Origin of the sequence: Hymenobacter taeanensis (genome assembly GCF_013137895.1) — a bacterium.
Taxonomy (GTDB): domain Bacteria; phylum Bacteroidota; class Bacteroidia; order Cytophagales; family Hymenobacteraceae; genus Hymenobacter; species Hymenobacter taeanensis.
On sequence record NZ_CP053538.1, the window covers coordinates 149793 to 170518 of the forward strand.

The window sequence follows — 20726 nt, forward strand, 5'->3', positions numbered from 1 at the left end:
ACTAGTTTAAGCAGTAGCGATGCTTCAGCTGCGCTCAGTATGACGAGTTACTCTCGTCCAAAATTCCTTCTTACCCCCTACCACCTCACCGATCTAGCCACGCTTTAAACGCGGCTACTTTCTCGCGGCTTACCAGCACGGTGTCATTATCGGGGGCAGTGGGCTTGAGGATGGTTTGGAGGCGGGAGTTGGTGTAGTGGATGATGTCGTGGATGGCCTCGGCGTGGGCCAGGTAGGCACGGTTGAGGCGGAAAAACTCAGTGGGGTCGAGCATGCCTTCGAGTTGCTCTAGCGTGTAGTCAACCACAAATTTGCGACCCTCCCGGGTATGCAGGAGGGTCACTTTTTCTAAGCTGGCGAAGTAGGCAATCTGCTCGACCGGAATAGCCTTTAGGTGCTCTCCTACCCGCACCACAAACCGCGACTTATACTCCTTGGCGGGCTGGGCCTGGCGCAGCACTTGGGCTAGTAGGTTGGCATCGAAGGTGGGAGTAGCGGCTTGGCGCTGGCGCTCCAGTTTGGCCAGAGCAGCCGTCAGTTCTTCCGGGTCAATGGGCTTGAGCAGATAGTCTACGCTATTCACCTTGAAGGCGCGGAGGGCGTATTTATCGTAGGCCGTGGTGAAGATGACGGGGCTAACAATTTCCAAGCGCTCAAACAGCTCGAAGCTCAACCCATCGGCCAGGTGAATATCCAAAAACAGCACATCCGGCGCCGTCCGCAGAGACTGCAGCAGGGCCTCCGCCTCCGCCACCGACTCGGCCGTTCCGATTACCTCCACTGGCTGCGGCTGCTTGCGCAGTAGCTCCGTGAGGCGGCGTATAGCCAACGGTTCGTCTTCAATAATCAGGGCCCGAAGGGTAGCAGTTGAGGCCATACAAACAGGTAGTAATCGGGGTAAATAAAAGGGAAGGGTAACGCAGAAGTTAGGAGAACGGAAGGGCCGCTCAGGCCTCTTGGTTAGCGCAACTCTAGGAGCGGCAGCGTTACATAGAACTCGGTTTCCGTTTGCTCAATTACCACGGGCTGCTTAGTAAGGAAGGCATAACGGGCTTGCAGGTTATTGAGGCCTAGGCCAGTTGATTCCCCATCGGTGAGGCGGCGGGGGCGGCGGTCATTGCGCACGGTGAGGGTGCGGGCTGCTTCATCAAGCTCAATACGAATGCGGAGTGGGTTGCGCTGGGAGGTGGCGTTGTGCTTGAGGGCATTTTCGAGCAGGAGCTGCACGGCCAGCGGCGGCACCAGTAGGGCATCCAGCGCCGCCGTGGGCAACTCTATTTCTACTTGCACCCCTTCGCCCAGGCGGGTATGCTGCAGAAACAAGTAGGCTTCTACGAACTTCATTTCTTCCGCCAGCGGTACTATCTCCTGCTCCTGACTATCGAGCACGTAGCGATACACCTGGCTGAGCTGACGGATGAAGCGTGAGGCGCGGGCCGGGTCGTTTTCCTCCACCAAGGAGGTTAGGGCATTCAGGGAGTTGAACAGAAAGTGCGGGTCAAGCTGCCGCCGCAGAGAGTCAGCCTGGGCCTGGGCATTTTCCTTCTGCAGGCGCACGGCCTGAATGGCCGCTTCACGCCACCCCAGCAGAAAAGAGCGACTATGCATGAACAGCGAAATAACCACCGTAATCAGCAGTGGTACCACAAAGGGGCGCCACGTAAGCGAGCTAAGCGGCCGGTGGTGGTACAACACCATAAAACTTCCCGTGACCAGCAGAATGACCAGTAACGACAGCACCAGTGAAAACGCCAGCGTAGTCAGGAACCGCCGAACGGGCTGCACCGTCCAATCGACGCGGCGGTTAAGCCACTCGTTAGGGTAGCCATTGGCCAACCACAGCCCAAAGGTGTAGGCGAAGTTGTAGCCGAACGTAACCAGGAAATCTTCACTCCAGATCTTGCAGCCGTTGCAGAACAGAAACGACAGCCCGATGGATAGGCCTAGCATGAGCCCTGCCATGGTGAGCCACTGTCGGTGCGGGTAGTGTTTCCCTAGGTTGTAGACGGAGTTTGCCCGCGTGGTGGCAGGTTCCGGCGGGGCGGGGCGCCCCGACGACAGAGCAGGTTCAAGCATATGCAAAGCCTTAGGCAGGCAAATAACGCAACTGAAAGATACGGAAGCCAGCAGTGCTGGCTTCGGCCCGCTACCGCTCTAGTTTGTGGAAGCGGTTTCGTAGCTTTTTAGCCGACCGGTTAGCTGCCGCTCGCCCCAGTTAGGCATCAGCCCAGATTTAGGCTGGAAGGCAGCGAAGCGCGCTTTAGCTTCCTGATAGAGTGGTTTAGCCACATCGGCCCCACCCCCGAACATAGCGGGAGTATAGTACACGTTGTTGGCCTGCACCAGGTAAATGCGCGGGTTGGCGGCATTGGCTTTTTTAGCCTCGCCAAGCGTTTCCGTTACCATTTTGGAGTACTTCATGGAGCGCACCATGGGCGAAATACCCAAGCGGGCCTGGTAGATGTAGGCCTGTAGCACCAACCGCTCCGATTCGTCGGCGCCCAACTTCTGAGCTTGGGTTAGGGCCGCCTCGGCTTGGTCGAGGTACTTGTCTTTGGTGTCGCCGTCTTCCTGGCTTACGAAGCAGGTGATGAGGCGGGCGTAGGCCTGGTAATAGCGGGGCAGCCAATCTTTAGGAGCTACCTGAGCGGCGCGCTCCAGCCTGGCATCTACTTGCTTCAGTTTTGCAGCATCACCGGTGCTCATGAGCTCCTGAATGGTAGTGCTCATCATGGCGGTGTAGCTGTCGGTGGCAGTGGCAGCGGTAGCGGTAGCGGTAGCTGGCGCTGGGGCCTGAGCTACGGCGGCAAAGGAAGCGGCTACAAGGGCGAGGGTAAACACCGACTTTTTCATGGTGAACAGGGTTTGTGGTGGTTGATGCTTCAAAGGTGGCCTAGCCCCGGCCCCAAAGAAATTCGCTGTTACCGAAGCGTCGGATTTATGGGATGAAGTGTAATCTTCTGTAAGTGATGAGGTGAATGGCTGATAAACGCTTGATTACGGATGACACTAAACGCACAAGAGCCGCAGCTAGTAAGCTGTGGCTCTTGACGTAATGAATGTTGGCTTGTAGGTAAGCCGAAGTGGTTACTGGCTAGAACGTGTTACGCCGATGATTACACCAAAATCCCCATCGGTCTGTCTCCACTCCTGTTCTGGCAAGTAAGCTCGTGACACAAATCCATCGAGATATAATGCCGTCTGACACCCTTGCTGCTGGAAGTAAAGAGCAAAATCGTATAGACTGACTTTCTGCTTTGACATTACAAATAACACGGTGCCATCTGGCAGTATGCCCACCCCATTGCGAATGTTCAGGTTAGTGGAATGAGCTTTGAACGCCGGATGAATCCGTCCTTGTAGCACCAGCATAGGGCCCGACTGAGTAGCATATTGAATGTGCTGCTTCGGGAAAGAAACTGTAGGAGTAATACCGGCCTTTCCATTAGTGGTCAGGAAGAAAACCCCATTGGGCTTTAAATAAAAGTTGCCCTCTCCACTCGCAGTATCAATGGGTGTTAGAGGTACGCCCTGCTCTACAAACAAACCCAGCGGGGTATTATCCGCTTTATACATGCCGCCGTTGGTAGCGAACAGTAGCCGCTGATGCCTAGTCTCCAGCCATGTTTTTAACCGCTGAATGCTACGCAACTTCTCGCCCCTGTCATCTTTCCAGTACAGGCGTACCGTCTGCTGTCGGGGGTTTACTCGGTAACTGAGATAGTGGTCAGAATCAGGCGGTCGGGCAATGTCGCCCGAACCGCATTGTACCATACCTAAGCTACCCAGTAAGGCAACCCACCGTAGCAAACAGATGCGTCGGAAATGGCTGTAAAAGGTTTCTCTACTTAGCATCGCGAGAACAGTGAGCTGGCAACTTACACCACCAACTTCGGTTTCCGATGCTAGGATTCCCTTGTCACTCAAAAGCCTACTCCGGCCGCTCATCCACGCTGCCGGGGTGCTGCTTGTTGATGGAGATGAACACGCCCAGAAACAGCATGCGAGGAGCAGTAGGCGTCACGGCCACGCGGTTGTAGCTGCCCGAGATGTCGGGCTGGGAGGCGTAGCGGTAGCCGTACACGTTCTGGCGGCCGAGCACGTTGTTGGCGGCTACATGCACGATGGTATACTTGCCAAACAGGCGGGTGATGTAGCTGGCGTTCAGGCTCAGATCCTGATAAGTGGGCAGCTGGCCCTGGTTGTAGCCATGCTCAGGATGGTTAAGGTCGTTATAGCGGCGGGGGCTGCCGTAGCTGAAGGTGGCGCCAAACAAGGTGTGCAGATTAGCCACCCAGTATTTCCCCACCACCGACACGTTGTGGCGCGCCGCAAACGTGGGCACGGCCGCTACGGGGTCTTGGCGGTACTGGCGCTTGGTGTCCAGGAAGCCATAGCTGATGTAGTACTCTAAGTTTTTGATGGTTTTCCGGTCGCGCCACAGCACATCCAGGCCGCGGGCGTAGCCGGTGCCGTTGTTATCGTAAGCTGTAGCGTTGAGGGTGTTGTGGCCATCGAAGCGCGTGAGGTGGCTATAGGTTTTGTAGTAGGCCTCTACCTGCAGCAGTTGCCGGTCGTGGGTGTACTGGTAGGTGAGCACCGAGTGGGCGGCCTGCTCGAAGCGCAGGTTAGGCTGCACCAGCAGCAGGCTGGTGGTAGGGGTTTGGTAGAAGTGGCCGTACGCACCCGAGAGGGAGCTATTCTCAGTGGTCTGGTAAGCCAGGGCCAGACGAGGGGCGGCGTTCCAGTGGCCTAGTAGCGCCGAGTATTCGCCGCGCCCACCAATGCGGCCGGCCAGCCGGTCAGAGAGCTGAAAGTCGCTTTCCAGGAAGCCTGCTGCGCGGCGCTCCAGAAATGAAGGCGCATAGGTGGCAGCTGCTGCGGCGTTGGGCTGTACTTGCTGCGTGACCTTCTGGGCCAGCACCTCGGCCCCCACTTTCACATTCCAGCGCGCGGCGGCTGAGTCATTGATCAGCACTACGCGGGCAATGGCGGCTTGCTCCAGTGTGCGGAGCCGAACAGTGTCGGGCGCCACATGTTGGTCGTCGCGGCTGAGGCCTAGGCCAGTTTGCAGACTCCAGCCGCGGCGCAAGGGGCTGCGGAAGGTAGTATTGAGGTAGCCATTGGTGCTGCGCAGGGCCACGCGCTGCATACCGGCAGGCTCAGGGCTGGGCTGCCCAATGCTGAGCTGCTGCTGGCTCCAGGTGCCGTACACTTTCAACATACCGGCCTGTCCGGTACGGTGACGCAACCCCACCGACGAGTTCACGCCACGGGGCGACTGAAACCACGTTACGTTCTGGGGCAGCAGATGCTGGTAAGGCGTGAGGTTGGTGTAATCGATAGTACCATCGAGGGAAGTCCGCTCCCAGCGCTTGGTGCGAGAAGCTCCCAGAAAGACGGAGCTCACAGAAACGCCCGTTTGCGTCTCAGGAGCCAGATCCGTAGAGTTCAGCAGCAGCACCCCCGACAAGGCCTGTCCATACAACGCGGAGTAGCCGCCCGTGCTGAAAACGGTGCCTTTGAACAGGGAGGGCGAGAAACGGCCCCGGGCGGGCACTGCCGCCACGGTAGCGTTGTAGGGGTTTTGTACGGGTAGCCCGTCCAGGTAAATCTTGGTTTCGGAGGCGGCCCCGCCCCGTACGAACAGCATGCCATCCTCCCCTACCCGCGTGGTGCCGGGCAGGGTATTAAAGGCCGCCGATACATCGGCCAGCGCCCCGGCGGTGGTTTGCACGTCGCGGGTGTTAAGGGCGGCGCTGCGGTGCTCGTCGCTGGCCTCGAAGGCGCCGGCCGTAATGACTACCGAGCCCAGGGCGTGGGGCGTGCTCTTCAGCACCAGCTCTAGCCGCAGCGGTTGTTTGCTGAGAGTTACGGCCCGCTCTACCGTCACGAAGCCCAGCAGACTGGCCTGCAGCACGTAGCTGCCAGCGGGCTGCTGAGTTTCAAACCGGAAGTGGCCCAGCGAGTCGGTGCTGGCCCCGTCGAAGGTGGCTTTGAGGAATACGTTAACCCCCGGCAGCGGCAGCCCCTGCGCATCGCGGACGGTGCCGCTGATGGCGGTAACTGTTTGCGCCAGCAGGCCCAGGGCCGGAGTCAGGAAGAACAGGACGAGGAGTAGCAGACGTTTCATGGTGGTGGCAGCGAAGTAATAGGCCAAAAGTGGCCCGATGCCGCGGCGGATGAAACTTGCTGTTACCGAAGCGTCGGATTAACGGGATGAAGTGTGAAGCAGCCCATTAATCCGCTATTGGTCGTGTTCAGGCTGGTTACGAAAGCGCGTCATACTTCACCTACCGAAGCCCCTCACCTGCTAACCGCCTGGCTGTAGAGGCGTATACTTGTGTCACATCGTGTGCTGATGTTGTTTATCCAGCGGTGGTCTGGCGGTATCGCTCTCGGCTGGATAAACAGTAAGCCAACGCCCGTGATGCTGAGCGGAGTTAAAGTCTCTTTTCCGTTTTGCCAGGCCGATGTTGAGACGTAATAAGTGAAGCCTAGGCGTTGCTGACATCGCACCGTTTAGGCCAGTTGTTCAGGACAAAGACACCACTATAGGCCTCTATGCCGCACAATGTCAGCACGCGGGCGTGGCGGTTTTGCAGGCTCCGGTTTACTTTTTCCTAAAGCCCTGACACCTGTGAAGCATGCTGCGCTGGCTGCGGCTAACAGCAACCCCGGCTTCTTCCCGGCAAGCCTTTATCTTGCGCCAGCTCATCTGTATACAAACGCTTTATGCAACTCCTCTCCCTCAACATTGGGTTACCGCAGGAATATAGTTGGAAGGGTAAGCCAGTCCGGACCAGCATTTTCAAGCAGCCTACCACTGAACCAGTATATGTGCACACAGAGCACCTGGCCGGCGATGGGCAGGCTGATTTGCGCGTACACGGTGGGCCCAATAAGGCAGTATATTCTTATCCGCAGGAGCATTACGCTTTCTGGCAGAATCACCTCGGGGGCGAGGAGCTGGCAGCTGGTGCTTTCGGGGAAAACCTAACGACCACTGGGCTCCTGGAAGACCAGGTGCGGGTAGGCGACTGTTATCAGATCGGGACGGCCGTACTGATGGCAGTTCAGCCCCGCCAACCCTGCTTTAAGCTAGGCCTCCGCTTCCAAAATGACCAGATGATCCGGGATTTTGAGCAGGCAGGCCGCAGCGGCATCTATTTCCAGGTGCAGAAGGAAGGCACTGTACAAGCCGGCGACACTATCACGCTAGTGCAGCAGTCGCCCTACGCCGTGACCATTCAGGATCTAACCGACAGCCTCTCCCCCGGCCCTAAGAACGCCCGTAAGCTCGAAGCCATGCTTGAAGCGCCCCATCTGACGCCCTCGTGGCGCGAGCGGCTCACCCGCCTGCTGGTGTGAGCCAGAGTAAGCTAGGCCGGTGTGGTTAGCTAGCCAGTAGAACGGCTAGCCTGGGGCCACTGGCAGGGTCACTATGATTTCAGTACCCTCGCCTTCCCGGCTTTGCACATGCAGCGTGCCGCCATGGCTCTTCACAATATCGTGGCTCAAGGAGAGACCCAGGCCAGTGCCCTCGCCCATGGGTTTAGTGGTGAAGAATGGCTCAAAAATGCGCTCTTGCTCATCAACCGGTATTCCTACGCCATTATCCCGGATGCTGATAACCACGGCCCCATCTGGCTGAGTTTGGGTGCTGGCTGTTACCTGCGGCTCATAGCTGGCACTGGCCGTACGTTGCCGCTGGCGCACGGCATGCAGGGCATTGGTGCACAGGTTGAGCACTGCCCGGCCTAAGTCAGGGGCCACTACGGGCACTAGCGGCCCGGCAGCATCAAGGTGCGTAATTAATTGAGCCGTAAACTGCGGGTCTTGTTGGCGCACCCCTTCGTAGGCCAGGCGCAAGTGCTCCTGCACCAGTTGGTTGAGGTTGGTGGGTACGCGAGGGGCCTGGCCAGTGCGGGCATGCTCCAGCATGCCCTTAATGATGGCCGTAGCTCGCTGCCCGTGCTGGCTGATTTCCTGCAGGTTTTGTTTCAGGCCAGCCAGAATTTCGCGGTCAAGGGCTCCGTCGTGAGTGAGGCGCTGGGCTCCGTTTATTTCCTCTACCAAACCTGTGCTGGCGGCGGCAAACTGCTTCACAAAGCCCAGAGGGTTCTGCAGCTCGTGGGCTACTCCGGCCGTCAGCTCGCCCAGAAACGCCATTTTTTCTCGTTGCACCAGCATCAGCTGGGCTTCTTTCAGCTCGGCCAGTGAGGCCTGCAGTGCTTCGTTGGCGTGGTGCTGCTGGCGCCATCCGCGCACCAGCAGTGCCACCACCAGCAGCAGTACCCCTAGCCCCGCCAGCAGGCAGTAGGTTTGGTAGCGGGTTTTGAGCGCTATTTGAGTGGCCTTGGCTTGCTGAGCCCGCTGCTGCTCCTGGTAGTTAAGCCCCTGCAGGCGCATCACTTTCTCTTGCCCAAACAGGGTATCTTTCATAGCCAGCACCTGCCGCTGGTATTTAAAGGCACTATCCACGGGGCCCCGGGCCCTGAAGTCCTGAGTGAGCAGCAGGCTGGCGTTGAGCACCCCCCGCAAAAAGCCGTTGAGACGGGCCACCTGATACCCCAACCGCGCATAGTAAATACTTGAATCGAGGCGGGCTTGCTGCTGATATAGCGTAGCCAGGCCCACATAAGAAAAATTGGCGCTGCGTGAGTGGTGCAGCTTTTTTGACTCCCGAATGCTGCGGCGGTAGAATTCCAGCGCGTCGGTGGGGCGCCCTTGCTTGCGGGCAACCTGGCCCAGGCCATAGAGGATGTAGTTGGTGGGGGTGCCCAAGCGACGCGCCAGCTGGTACGCCCGCTCCTGAAAAATGCGGGCAGAATCTACCTCATTATACAGGTCGTAGGCCAGACCAATATTGCTGAGGTCAACCACCATGCGCTTCTCATCATGCAGTTTCTCGCCGAGGCGCAGAGCCCGGAAGTAGTAGGCCAGTCCCTCCCGCCGGTCGCGCAGGTACACGTAAATGATACCAATGCTGCGCAGGTTCTGGGCCTGCAGGCGCAGATCGTGGGTGGTTTCGCCGAGGTGCAACGACTGCTGAAACAGCTCTAGCGCCTGCGCCAGGTTGCTTTCGCGGTACACAGATCCCAGCCGGTTCAGGGCTTCGCCCTCGCCATGGCGGTAACCAGCCCGGTGGGCCAGCGCCAGCGCCCGGTTAGCATACGCCGCCGCCGAATCAACGCGGAGCACCCAGTACTGGTCGCTCATTTGGCACAGCAGCAGCACACGGCTGGTATCAGAGGGAGTTTGCTGTACCAGCTGGCGCAGGCTATCCAACGCGGGGCTTTGGGCCTGAGCAGTTAGCCTGGCACTCCACAGCAACAGTCCCAGAAAGAGGACTCTGCCAACAGGCTGAGAAAACAAGAATGTGCAAAGACGAGACATGGAAAGAGCGCAAGCCGATATAAATATAAGCGGTCATAGCTCAACCACATGCCTTCCATAAGCCCCTGTCTCTGTAGTATATTCACAAACCCTTATAAAACGCATTAAACACTGTTTTTCACTTTATGCTGGATTCCATTTTTTGGAATCCAAATTCACCCAGCTCAGTCGGATGGTCGGCTTAGCTCTGCTAATCAAGCCTTTTCACCAAGCAATAGCTTCTTACTTTCATTCTACTTTTGACAACGCTTCCAAAACTCGCTCAAGCTTGAACCCCACCAGCCTCTACCCGGCGGCAGCTTAGCAGCCGTATAACAGGCATTTCTTCGTTCTGAAAGAGGCTATGAAAGCATTCCTGTTTGATTTGAATGGCACCATGATTCACGACATGGATTATCACACCAGTGCCTGGCACCACATTCTCACTCATGAGCTAGGAAGCAGTTTGAGTTGGGAAGAGGTGAAGCCGCAGATGTATGGTAAGAACCAGGAAGTGCTGATGCGGCTATTCGGGCCAGATAGATTCACGGTGCAGGAAATGGATGAGCTGGCCCTACGGAAAGAGCAGCGCTACCAGCAGGAATTTCGGCCGCACCTGGCGCTGCTCCCTGGCCTGCCGGAGTTTTTGGAGCGGGCCAGGCAGCAAGGCATTAACATGGCAATTGGCTCGGCAGCTATTCCGTTCAATATCAACTTCGTACTCGATACCCTGAATATCCGGCATTATTTCCAGGCCATCGTCAGTGCCGACGACGTAACGCGCAGTAAACCCCATCCTGAAACCTTTCTGCAGGCCGCCGAGCAGCTTGGGGTGCCGCCCAGCAATTGCCTGGTGTTTGAAGACGTGCCCAAAGGGGCCGAAGCAGCACTACACGCGGAAATGCAAGCAGTTATTCTCACTACCACGCATGCAGCCGCGGAGTTTTCTCACTTGCCCAATATCCTGGGTTTTGCCCAAGACTTCACTGAACCCTTAATTCAGGGCCTTGTGTAGCTGCGCCTGCATCCTGCCTTAGTGTAACTGGCTTACTTAGTTTACCTCATTCGGGGCCATGCAACGCCCAAGTACTGTATGCTGTTGATACACAAAAGTCCGTTTGCTGGCTGCACATACGGCGGCTAGCAAACGGACTTTCCAGTAAGTGGCCCGCCACAGCGGCTAGGCCACTCTGTTATTGGTTGCGCCGAGCTTCGCGCTCAGCTTTTTTCTCATCGCGGTGTTTGCCAATGGCTCTGCCACCTACGGCACCTGCTGCGCCGCCAATAATAGCCCCGGGCGTACCCCCAATGGCTCCGCCTACTACGGCCCCGCCAGCCCCGCCAACCACCGTACCGGTTCCTTTGCTGGTGCTGCAATCAGTGAATAAGAAGCAGGCCGCAGCCACGAAAGCAAAACGTAAATTTCTCATCTGCTTAAAATTTTATAGCTCAACATATGTGCTTGCCAATCAATTAGCGGCACTAGCTGATAGAACGATAGTCACATTTTTTAGTTATTAAACATTAAAAATGCATTCACGGCTAAGTAGAAAAACTCGTCAGCCGCTGCCAAGTGCCCAGCACTCGCTCTCTCCGTTTCTATCCCATAACTATTTTCCTATTCAGCGCTTGTTACTGTTCGTTTTATCAGGCACAAACCACTTTACGCTATGACTACTACCGGCCGCCGCATTTTTCAAATAATTGATGGCAACAAGAAATTTGTGGGAGATGGCTTCGACGTAACCAGCCCCATGCCGGGGCCGCGAATCCGTCAGCTTAGCCCCTATCTGCTCATCGACCATACCGGTCCCATGGCCGTGGCGCCCACCAACTCCCCCTTGGGCACGCCGCCCCACCCTCACCGCGGCTTTGAGACGGTGACGGTGGTGTATGAGGGCTACCTCGCCCACCGCGACACCGCCGGCCACACGGGAGCCCTCGGTCCCAGCGATGTGCAGTGGATGACGGCCGGCGCGGGCCTGCTGCACGAGGAGCGCCACGAGAAGGAGTTTGCTAAGCGCGGCGGCACCCTGGAGCTACTACAACTCTGGGTAAACGTGCCTAAAAAGGATAAGCTGGCTCCACCGCGCTATCAGAACATTGAGGGTACTTCCATTCCGGCCATAGCCACCCCCGATGGCCTCGGCCAGATCAGGGTTATTGCGGGCACGTACGAGGGCACCACCGGCCCCGCCGAAACCTTCTCGCCCATTACCCTGCTTGATGTGCACCTGCAGCAAGGCAACCAGACCACCCTGCACCTGCCCGCCGACTACAACGTGGGCATTTACGTGGTGAAGGGCGACATTCTGCTGCACAGCGACCGGGCCGCTACCACTAAGCAGCTGGTGGTATTTGGCTGGGATGCTCCCGATATTCACCTGACAGCCACCACCGACGCTGTGCTGCTGGTGCTGGCCGGTGCCCCCATTGAGGAGCCCCTGGCCACTTACGGTCCCTTTGTGATGAATACCAACCAGGAGCTGGTGCAGGCCATTACCGACTTTGAGAGCGGCGGCATGGGCACCTTCCCGGAAGACGAGTGAGTGTCAATATAGCCCATATCTTCACCCTAGTACATTAACTTGTGTAGGCAAAGGATCTGCTCATGTTGAAACGACTGGCCTAGGACGGCTCACGCTTATGCAGGAGGATGCTGAAAAAGCCTAGCTCCGGCAAAGCAGTTCCAGCCGTGCTGATTGGCCTACGTCAACAGTAAAACTACAAAAGCGGCCCTTCCATGCAGTTGCTTGGGAGGGCCGCTTTTGTTTGTACTCTTCGAATCAGCAGCTGTTCAACAAGGCGGTTATGCTTAGTTCTACCTGACCGCCTTGTTGGTTAGTAGCCTATTGCTTAGTCGTTATTTCCGGTTGCGCCTTCGTCGGTGAAGTCGTTTTCGGTGCTGGGGCTCGATTGCGTTGATTCAGCTACTTCGTTGGTCAGCTCCACATCTACTTGAGGCTGTTTGCCGTTTTGGCCAGCCTGCCCAGATTGGTTTTGTGAGTTATTAGAGTCGTTGTTTTGTGGTGCGGGTTGGTTGCTCATGTTGAAAGAATTCAGATGATAGGAAAGAAACGCAGGGGGTGCTACCTGTTCATGTTGCCCGAGATTCACCGTTGTACCAGCGGTAAAACGATGAGTTGTATGACAACACACAAACAGCTGAACCAGTAAGTACTAGTGCTCTTTGTACGCATTTCGCCCCGAGACAGATAGCCTCCTGCTTTCTTTTATGGCATAGTACAACTTCCTGCCCTGGTTACTTGCCGGCCTGCAGTGGTCTGGCTCTATTCCCCTCCTTATGCTTACGCGCCTTATCCCTTCCAGCCAACAGCCGCTGCCAGCCATTGGGCTAGGAACCTGGCAAACCTTTGATGCTCAAAGCAAAACTGCCTACCCGCCACTTCAGCAAACCCTGGAAGTTCTGCATGCCGGCGGTGGCAGCGTCATTGATTCTTCGCCCATGTATGGCCGGGCCGAGGAAGTAGTAGGTGACCTGACCGCTGACCTTGACAGCCGCAACAGCTTCTTCTACGCCACAAAAGTCTGGACGCAGGGCCGCGAGGCGGGCATCCGGCAGATGGAGAATTCCCTGCGCAAGCTCCGCCGCACTTCGCTGGATCTGATGCAGATTCATAACCTCGTTGACTGGCAGGTACATCTCCAAACGCTACGGGAGTGGCAAGCGGTGGGCAAAATCCGCTACATCGGCATCACGCACTACACCGATGGTATGCATGAGCAGTTGGAGCGGGTCTTCTCCCAGGAGCGCGTCGATTTCGTGCAGTTCAACTACTCCATCCTCGACCGCCACGCCGAAAAACGGCTGTTACCTGCCGCCGCTGACCGAGGAGTGGCCACGCTCATTAACCGGCCATTTGGCGAGGGCAGCCTGCTGGCCCGCGTACACCGGCATACTTTACCAGCCTGGGCCACGGAGTTGGGCATTACCAGCTGGGCGCAATTCCTACTTAAGTTCCTTTTATCTCACCCGGCCGTTACCTGCGTAATTCCTGGCACCAGCAACCCCAAACACCTCCAGGACAACCTGCGCGCCACCGAAGGCCCAATGCCCGATGCAGCCACCCGTGAGAAAATGGCAGCCTACGTGCGGCAGCTCTAGGCCACTTAACTCGCTCAATATGTAACCTACAGCCCATGAGCGCGGTACGCCTGATAAAACCCAGCAGTGCACTATGAAATCATACAACCAGTTTTCGGCCGCTTCCCGTCGGGAGTTTATGCGGACTTTATCCCTAGGCCTGGGTGCTACCCTGGTCGGCACCTCGACTATCGGGGGGCCGTTGTCGTGGCTGGAGGAAAGCAGCTACGGGCCGGCTACGCTGGATGCACTGCAAAGCAGGAAGCAGTTGGGCGTGGCGCTGGTAGGCCTAGGCAAGTATAGCACCGGGCAGCTGGCACCCGCGCTGCAGCAAACCAGGCTCTGCAAGCTGGCCGGTATTGTGACGGGTACAACCAGCAAAGCGGCGCAGTGGAAAAAGCAATACACTATCCCCGACAAGAACATCTACGACTACAAGACTTTCGACCGAATTGCCGACAACCCCGACATTGATATTATCTATATTGTGCTGCCCGTAGGCCTGCATGCCGAGTATGTGGAGCGGGCCGCGCGGGCCGGTAAGCACGTCATCTGCGAGAAGCCCATGGCCCCTACCGCCGAGGAGTGCCGCCGCATGATTGCGGCCATGCAGAAATCGGGGAAGAAATTTAGCATTGGATACCGCCTGCATTTCGAGCCCCACCACCAGGAAATGATGCGGCTGGGCCAGCAACAGGCCTACGGACCCATTACCAAGCTTACATCCGACAACGGCTTCCGGTTTGGCAACGACACACCCTGGCGCGTGGATAAGGAGCTGGCCGGTGGTGGGCCGCTCATGGACATGGGCATTTACTGCGTGCAGGGCGTGATTTACACCAAAGGCCAGCTGCCCGTATCTGTTACGGCTAAGCTGGCGCCTAACCCCGACCCCAAGGGGTTGTTCAAGGAGGTGGAGGCCGGCGTGAACTGGCAAATGCAGTTTGCCGATGGTGCCGTGGCCGACTGCCGCACCAGCTACGCCGAGAACATGAACAGCCTCCTGCGGGCCGAATCTAGCAGGGGCTTCCTGGAGCTGCAGCCCGCCTTTGGGTACGGCGGCATCAACGGCCGCACCAGCAAAGGCCCCATGAACCTGCCCAACGTACCGCAGCAAGCCCGCCAGATGGACGACTTCGCCGACTGCATACTGAACAACAAACCTACCCGCGTGCCCGGCGAAATGGGCCTGCGCGACGTGCAGATTCTGCAAGCCATCTACCGCGCCGCCGAAACCGGCCAAAAGGTCTCTACCAAGGATATTCAGCAGGTTCTCGACAAAACTAACTCCCGCTAGGCCAGTACCCCATTCCCCTAAAAACAACAAGCCCGGATCTGCATGGCAGGTCCGGGCTTGTTGTTTTTTGGTACGCTAGGCCACTTAGGGATTGAGGGTCTCGAAACCGCCGTCGGGTTTACGCTTCAGTTCCGTCACTTTCACGTTGCGGAGCCAGGTTTTGTTGGAGAGCTCCGTGTCGTGGTAGAAGAGGTACCACTTGCCGTCCTTCTCGATGATGGAGTGGTGCGTTGTCCAGCCCTGCACGGGGTTCATCAGCACGCCCTGGTAGGTGAAGGGGCCGTAGGGCGAGTCGCCGGTGGCGTACACCAGCAGGTGGGTGTCGCCGGTGGAGTACGAGAAGTAGTACTTGCCGTTGTACTTGTGCATCCAGCCGCCCTCGAAGAAGCGGTGCGTGTTATCGCCCGACAGGAAGGGCTTGCCATCCTGGCCTAGAATCTGCACTTCTTTTACCGGCTCATCGAAGCGCAACATATCGGAGTTCAGGCGGGCCATTTTCGGACCGAGGGCCGTTTCCTTAGCGCCAGGCTCCTGCATTTTGGGGTCACTGGCGTCGTACTTGCCAGAGCGCCAGCGCTGAAGTTGTCCGCCCCAAATACCGCCCATGTACATGTAGGTTTTGCCGTCGGTGTCAGTAAATACGGCGGGGTCAATGCTGAGGCTGCCTTCAATCGGCTTGGGCTCGGCTTTGAAGGGACCCGTGGGCGACTTGCTGGTGGCTACCCCAATCCGGAAAACGTCCTGCTTATCCTTCACGGGGAAATACAGGTAGTACGTGCCATTCTTGAAGGCGGCATCGGGCGCCCACATCTGGCGGCCGGCCCACGGCACATCCTTCACATCAAGGGCTACCCCGTGGTCCGTGACCTTACCGCCGATGCTGTCCATGGACAGGATATGGTAGTCACGCATGGCGAAATGGTCGCCGTTGTCGTTTTCCGGCATCCCCGTCTCAATGTCGTGCGAGGGGTAAATGTAGATTTTGCCGTTAAATACGTGCGCCGAAGGATCAGCAGTGTAAATATCCTTGATCAGCGGCTCTGCTAGATACTTCTTCCCACCAGCGGAGTCACTAGTTGCGGTGGTGGCTTCAGGTGCCGCACCGCTGGCAGCGGTTTCGCTAGAGGAGTTACTCTGGCAGGCATTCAACAGAGACAGCGCGGCCAAGGCGGGAAGGGCCGGCTTCAGGAAGTGGGACATAGTGGGTGAATAGAGCGAATGATGAAAAGGCAGTACCCCCTATTGGTTGGCACTGCTACCATCAAATATAGAAACCTTCAATTGCCAGCAATCAGGCTAAAAAAAGCCTTGCTAGCAGATAAACTATCCAAACGTTTGTGATAGATAACCGGCAACGTTTCCGATAGCTATGCCTTGCTAAATGCCCAAATTTTTATCCTATACCTGTTTACACATAGTAGGTCCTGGAAGTACGTAACAAGTTCTCATTAGCAGGCATGCAAGACCAAAGCCAAGCATAAATTTTGACATTCCGCATCTAGCCAAACCTATAACTTAGCATAGTCAGCAAAAAGCCCCGACCGAAGCCGAGGCTTAATGTACTAACTACCCATGCACTAGTTACTACTGAGCAGGCACTGGGTACTTGGCAAACAGCTCTGCCGTGGCTTTGTCAATGCGTTTGGCTCGCTTATCGGAATTGGACGAGATGATGCTGGTAAGCGTGCCTTCCCACACCCGCTCATTGCGAGCGGCGTCTACCAGCTCAATAGAGGCCGTGCCCTCGGAGTAGCGGTTCACCACTACTTCCTCGCTTTGCCAGTGGTAGTTGCGCTGCCCAATGTAGCGGGGCGCATCCCGGATATTGGTTTGGCGGGTTTGCACCTTGTCTTGGGTAACCACGCCAATATTCACCCACAGATCAGGAGTGCTGGACTGACGGTAGCCCCGGCGCTCCAGCTCCTGCTTTACAGCCTCTTTGATTTCAGGTACACCCGTGATATACGTAGGCGCGGTGCCCTCAGTACGGGCCTGTACGTCCATGAAATTGTAGGTTTTGTACCCGGTAAACGTAACGCTAGGCTGCTGGTAAGTGATTTGCGTAGCGGGCGCGGCACAACTCGCTAAGGCCAGAGCCAGCAGATACAAAGATGCTTTCATTGCAGTAGGAATAAAGACGTAAGGGGGAGGTTCTCGTCAGAAAACCTATTTCCTAAACGTAGTGCGAGTGCAGAAGGTGCCGGAGTGGCCTAGGCCACTCCGGCCATTAACTCAGGAGAACCCCAGCACCGGGTGCGGCTGATACAGCTCTTCCAGCCGCTTAATTTCTTCTCCAGAAAGCTTTACCTCTAGCGCAGCCACGGCATCTTCGAGGTGGCCAGGCTTGCTGGCTCCCACAATGGGCGCCGTAATTATGGGCTTCGACAGCATCCAGGCCAGGGCTATTTGCGCGTTGGGCAGGCCATAAGCTTCAGCAATTTCTGTTACCCGGTCGGCCACGGCAAAGTCATCGTCGCGGCCGTAGAGGCTCTTGCCGAAGGCATCGGTGCGAGCCCGCTCGGTTTCGTTGCGCTCCTTGGTCCGCTTACCGGTGAGCAGCCCACGTGCCAGCGGCGACCAAGGAATCACGCCAATTTCCTGATCCTGGCACAAGGGCAGCATCTCGCGCTCCTCCTCGCGGTACACCAGGTTGTAGTGCGGCTGCATGCTTACAAAGCGCGTCCAGTTGTGCTTATCGGCCAGATATAGGGCCTGCGCAAACTGCCAGGCGTACATGCTGCTGGCCCCAATGTAGCGAGCTTTGCCGGCTTTCACCACGTCGTGCAGGGCCTCCAGAGTTTCCTCAATGGGCGTATCGTAGTCCCAGCGGTGAATCTGGTAGAGGTCTACGTAATCGGTGCCCAGGCGCTTGAGGCTGGCATCAATGGCGCTCATAATGTGCTTGCGCGAAAGGCCCCGTTGGTTTGGCCCCGGCCCCATGGGGTTATACACTTTAGTAGCCAGCACTACCTCATCGCGCTGGGCAAAATCACGCAGGGCGCGGCCTACTACCTCCTCACTGGCGCCGTTAGAGTACACGTCGGCGGTGTCGAAGAAATTGATGCCCAGCTCCAGGGCCTTTTGAATAAAAGGGCGGCTCTGCTCTTCGTTCAGGGCCCAGGGCCAGCGGTCGGTGGGCGTGCCGTAGGTCATAGTGCCCAGGCATATTTTAGAAACCTTGAGGCCAGTGGCCCCTAAGCGGGTAAATTCCATGCGGATTACGATTGGTTTACGGAAAGCCGGCTACTTGCACCAGCTACTGGTTGGTTGGCTGTTATACGCCTGGGCGCCTTGTTCGCTCATGTAATTCTTGCCTGACTACGTCTAACTTTTTGGCTATCCATCAAGCCACTTGTCTGCCGCCGGGCCCTGACTTTCTGCCTTTATTTATAAGGATTCTGCTTTGCTGATGCTTTCTGGAGCCATAGAGGCTACTTTTGCGCACCAGCTATTGTTTACGAGCCCCATGACCCTCACCTGGACCACCAAGCCCTTCAACGCCCTCACCCTCACCGAGCTATATACCCTGCTACAGCTGCGCTCCGAAGTTTTTGTGGTGGAGCAAACCTGTGCTTTTCAGGACATTGATGGCCAGGACCAAGTGGCCTACCACCTGCTAGGCCACTCTGAGGCGGGTGAGCTAGTGGCCTACACCCGGTTGTTTGCGGCCGGCATCAGCTACCCCGAGGCCAGCATTGGGCGTGTGGTAGTGAGCCCCAGCACCCGGCGCTACGGCCTGGGCCGGGAGTTGCTGCGGCAGTCAATTGCAGCCATAGAAACGCTGTTTGGGGCGCAGCCCATTCAAATTGGGGCGCAGCTGTATCTGCAAGCTTTCTACGAAAGCTTCGGCTTCCGGCAGCATGGCCAGGGTTACCTCGAAGATGGCATTCCGCACATCCACATGATTCGGGCGTAACCTGGCCTGGCGCCCTAACCGAGTTGCTTTCTACATCTTATAAGAGCTATGCAGTCATTCAACCGGCTAAATAGCTAACTCAACTATAAAGCAGTAAAAACCGGGGCTTTTTGCTGACCTTTGCTAGGCCAGAGCGCCGCTGCCTATAGTGTCTTTAGAAGCCTTTCTGGCTACTATCTGGCATCCGTTACCTAGCTAGTTTCTGCCTATCTCTTTATCTACTGGCAGAACCATCTCTCACTACTCTGCCTCACTTCTTCTATGCCCACGTCTGCTTTCCCGGTTGACTACCAGCACCTGTTTCACTCGCTGCCCGAAAACTTCCTGCTCATTGCCCCTAACGCCGAGGCTACCATCGTCGACAACACCGACAGCCACGTGGCCGTGTCGCTAAAAAGCCGGGAGGAGGCCATTGGGAAGGCTTTTTTTGAAGCATATCCCGCTACCGATGAGCAGTCGGCAGCCGTGATTCGGGAGTCACATGAGCACGTGCGCCGATACCTGGAGCCCCACACTATGCCCCTGATTCGGTATGATCTGGAGCGCCCCACCGAGCAGGGAGGTGGCCTAGAGGAGCTGTACTGGGAGGCTACGCACTACCCTATTCTCAATGCCCAGGGAGAGTTGCAGTTTATTCTGCAGCGCACCCAAAACGTTACCGAGCAGTACCGGGCCCGACTAGAAGCTGAGCAGGCCCAGCAGGCACTGGCCGAAAGCCAGGACCGGATGCACTTCGCGCTGGAATCAGTGCCTATTTTAGTCTGGACGGCAAACCTCAGCGGGGAGCGGGACTACTTTAATACGCGCTGGCTGCAATATACCGGCCGCTCCATGGAAGAGCAGCTAAACGGCAACTGGGTTCATGCCCTCCACCCCGATGACGTGCCGCGCGTGCAGCAACAGTGGCAACAATCGGTAACCACCGGCCAGCCCTACCAGGTTGAATACCGCCTGCGTCGGGCCGATGGCCAGTACCGCTGGGTGCTCATGCATGGCCTGCCCCGCTTCAACGCGGAGGGCCAGATCACCATGTGGGTAGGCGGCGGCACCGATATCCACGACCAGAAAAAGCTAGTGGAAGAGCTCCTGGAAACCAACGAGCAGCAGGCCGCACTGTCGGACCAATCTTACCAGGCCCTGCAGCTTGCGGAGCAGCAACGCGCTACTTTTTACAACCTCTTTATGCAGACGCCCGCGCTCATCTGCATTTTGCGGGGTCCTGAGCACCGGTTTGAATTCGTAAACCCGGAGTACCAAAAGATGTTTCCGCATCGTCAGCTGACGGGCCTTACGGTGGCTGAGGCCCTGCCCGAAGTGATAGAACAAGGCTTTATTGACCTCCTCGATAAAGTATACACCACCGGCGAAACGTTTAACGGCAAGGAGCATGAAATCATGCTCGACCGCGACGGCAGCGGCCAGCTGCAGCGCAGCTACCTCAACTTTACCTATCAGCTGTTTACGGAAGGCGACCAGAAAGCGGGTATTACCGTGTTTGCCTTTGATGTTACTGACCTGGTTCTGGCTCGCCAGGCCCTGGAGAACCGCGGATCTGATGCACAATAAGGAAGTTTCCCACTCTGCTTTCGGGCTACTATCCTTCGGCGCATGGATTTAACTAACCTGGATTTTCAACAGGCTCGGATCAAGCTGGTGCTGTTTAAGTCCCGGCTGCGGTCGGTGATATATGGCGTGCGGGAGCCTGATGAAGCCCTTTTCTCGTTGCGGCTAAACCCGCTCGGAGAATGGCTGTATGCTATTGTGAAACCCCGCTACGGCAGTATTCCGGCCGTAACGCTTCTGGAGAATGAACTTTCCAGAATGCTTGATACGGCCCGCTCCCTGGTTCAGCAGCACCAAAACGGCAAGCTGGAAGAGGCTCGGTTGGGCCTTGAGCGCATTGATGCCCATGCCGCCCAGCTTGAGGCTCTGCTTGGGCAGGTTGAGCAGGCAGCCCTGCAATAGCCCTATCTACTTACTCAGGAAGCTCTTACCTAAGCACCTACGGCCCGGAGAATAGCCTTATGGCT

At 56.9% G+C, this 20726-nt stretch carries 19 protein-coding genes; 8 read left to right on the forward strand and 11 right to left on the reverse strand.

What is annotated here, in order from left to right:
- Positions 1–85: 85 nt before the first annotated feature.
- The 5 genes from HMJ29_RS00670 to HMJ29_RS00690 all read right to left on the reverse strand — a co-directional run bounded on the left by HMJ29_RS00670 (position 86) and on the right by HMJ29_RS00690 (position 6133).
- Positions 86–877 carry a LytR/AlgR family response regulator transcription factor gene (locus HMJ29_RS00670; protein WP_171589677.1) on the reverse strand — a complete coding sequence of 264 codons (792 nt, stop codon included), beginning with the start codon at positions 875–877 and terminating at the stop codon, positions 86–88.
- Positions 878–960: 83 nt separating this feature from the next.
- The gene (locus tag HMJ29_RS00675) at positions 961–2076 is read right to left on the reverse strand and encodes a sensor histidine kinase (protein WP_171589678.1); all 1116 of its coding nucleotides are present in this window, start codon (positions 2074–2076) and stop codon (positions 961–963) included.
- A gap of 78 nt (positions 2077–2154) precedes the next feature.
- Positions 2155–2886: a hypothetical protein gene (locus tag HMJ29_RS00680; RefSeq protein ID WP_171589679.1), complete on the reverse strand. Its 732-nt coding sequence runs from the start codon at positions 2884–2886 to the stop codon at positions 2155–2157.
- 201 nt (positions 2887–3087) lie between these two features.
- Positions 3088–3576 carry a phosphodiester glycosidase family protein gene (locus HMJ29_RS00685; protein ID WP_244678964.1) on the reverse strand — a complete coding sequence of 163 codons (489 nt, stop codon included), beginning with the start codon at positions 3574–3576 and terminating at the stop codon, positions 3088–3090.
- A gap of 355 nt (positions 3577–3931) precedes the next feature.
- Positions 3932–6133: a TonB-dependent receptor gene (locus HMJ29_RS00690; protein WP_171589681.1), complete on the reverse strand. Its 2202-nt coding sequence runs from the start codon at positions 6131–6133 to the stop codon at positions 3932–3934.
- 602 nt (positions 6134–6735) lie between these two features.
- On the opposite strand from HMJ29_RS00690, the gene HMJ29_RS00695 reads away from it, so the two are divergent.
- Positions 6736–7371 (forward strand): MOSC domain-containing protein, encoded by a 636-nt coding sequence (locus HMJ29_RS00695; RefSeq protein WP_171589682.1) that lies wholly within the window; start codon positions 6736–6738, stop codon positions 7369–7371.
- A 45-nt stretch (positions 7372–7416) separates the two neighbouring features.
- On the opposite strand, the gene HMJ29_RS00700 is transcribed toward HMJ29_RS00695, so the two are convergent.
- Positions 7417–9399, reverse strand: a complete 1983-nt coding sequence (locus HMJ29_RS00700; protein ID WP_171589683.1) for a tetratricopeptide repeat-containing sensor histidine kinase — start codon at positions 9397–9399, stop codon at positions 7417–7419.
- Positions 9400–9742: 343 nt separating this feature from the next.
- On the opposite strand from HMJ29_RS00700, the gene HMJ29_RS00705 reads away from it, so the two are divergent.
- Positions 9743–10393: an HAD family hydrolase gene (locus HMJ29_RS00705; RefSeq protein WP_171589684.1), complete on the forward strand. Its 651-nt coding sequence runs from the start codon at positions 9743–9745 to the stop codon at positions 10391–10393.
- Between the two features lie 178 nt (positions 10394–10571).
- Here the strand turns inward: HMJ29_RS00705 and HMJ29_RS00710 are convergent, their stop codons facing one another.
- Entirely contained in the window at positions 10572–10808 is a 237-nt protein-coding gene (locus HMJ29_RS00710) for a YMGG-like glycine zipper-containing protein (RefSeq protein WP_171589685.1), read from the reverse strand.
- Positions 10809–11048: 240 nt separating this feature from the next.
- Here HMJ29_RS00710 and HMJ29_RS00715 point away from each other — a divergent pair, with 240 nt between their 5' ends.
- Positions 11049–11927 (forward strand): pirin family protein, encoded by an 879-nt coding sequence (locus tag HMJ29_RS00715; protein ID WP_171589686.1) that lies wholly within the window; start codon positions 11049–11051, stop codon positions 11925–11927.
- Between the two features lie 307 nt (positions 11928–12234).
- On the opposite strand, the gene HMJ29_RS00720 is transcribed toward HMJ29_RS00715, so the two are convergent.
- Positions 12235–12426, reverse strand: a complete 192-nt coding sequence (locus HMJ29_RS00720; RefSeq protein WP_171589687.1) for a hypothetical protein — start codon at positions 12424–12426, stop codon at positions 12235–12237.
- Between the two features lie 256 nt (positions 12427–12682).
- Between HMJ29_RS00720 and HMJ29_RS00725 the strand changes: the two genes are divergently transcribed.
- Both HMJ29_RS00725 and HMJ29_RS00730 read left to right on the forward strand, forming a co-directional pair.
- On the forward strand, positions 12683–13504 hold the full coding sequence (locus tag HMJ29_RS00725; protein WP_171589688.1) for an aldo/keto reductase: 822 nt from the start codon (positions 12683–12685) through the stop codon (positions 13502–13504).
- Between the two features lie 73 nt (positions 13505–13577).
- A complete protein-coding gene (locus tag HMJ29_RS00730; protein ID WP_171589689.1) occupies positions 13578–14780 on the forward strand; it encodes a Gfo/Idh/MocA family protein in 1203 nt (400 codons plus the stop codon).
- A gap of 84 nt (positions 14781–14864) precedes the next feature.
- Here the strand turns inward: HMJ29_RS00730 and HMJ29_RS00735 are convergent, their stop codons facing one another.
- The 3 genes from HMJ29_RS00735 to HMJ29_RS00745 form a co-directional block, all read right to left on the reverse strand.
- On the reverse strand, positions 14865–15980 hold the full coding sequence (locus tag HMJ29_RS00735) for a glycoside hydrolase family 43 protein (protein WP_171589690.1): 1116 nt from the start codon (positions 15978–15980) through the stop codon (positions 14865–14867).
- 384 nt (positions 15981–16364) lie between these two features.
- Complete coding sequence (locus tag HMJ29_RS00740; protein ID WP_171589691.1) at positions 16365–16901, reverse strand: DUF4136 domain-containing protein; 537 nt, start codon at positions 16899–16901, stop codon at positions 16365–16367.
- 111 nt (positions 16902–17012) lie between these two features.
- The gene (locus tag HMJ29_RS00745; protein WP_171589692.1) at positions 17013–17993 is read right to left on the reverse strand and encodes an aldo/keto reductase; all 981 of its coding nucleotides are present in this window, start codon (positions 17991–17993) and stop codon (positions 17013–17015) included.
- A 196-nt stretch (positions 17994–18189) separates the two neighbouring features.
- Between HMJ29_RS00745 and HMJ29_RS00750 the strand changes: the two genes are divergently transcribed.
- The 3 genes from HMJ29_RS00750 (at position 18190) to HMJ29_RS00760 (ending at position 20661) form a co-directional block, all read left to right on the forward strand.
- The gene (locus tag HMJ29_RS00750; RefSeq protein ID WP_244678963.1) at positions 18190–18696 is read left to right on the forward strand and encodes a GNAT family N-acetyltransferase; all 507 of its coding nucleotides are present in this window, start codon (positions 18190–18192) and stop codon (positions 18694–18696) included.
- 261 nt (positions 18697–18957) lie between these two features.
- Positions 18958–20262 carry a PAS domain-containing protein gene (locus tag HMJ29_RS00755; RefSeq protein ID WP_171589693.1) on the forward strand — a complete coding sequence of 435 codons (1305 nt, stop codon included), beginning with the start codon at positions 18958–18960 and terminating at the stop codon, positions 20260–20262.
- 42 nt (positions 20263–20304) lie between these two features.
- The gene (locus tag HMJ29_RS00760; protein WP_171589694.1) at positions 20305–20661 is read left to right on the forward strand and encodes a hypothetical protein; all 357 of its coding nucleotides are present in this window, start codon (positions 20305–20307) and stop codon (positions 20659–20661) included.
- Positions 20662–20726 lie beyond the last annotated feature (65 nt).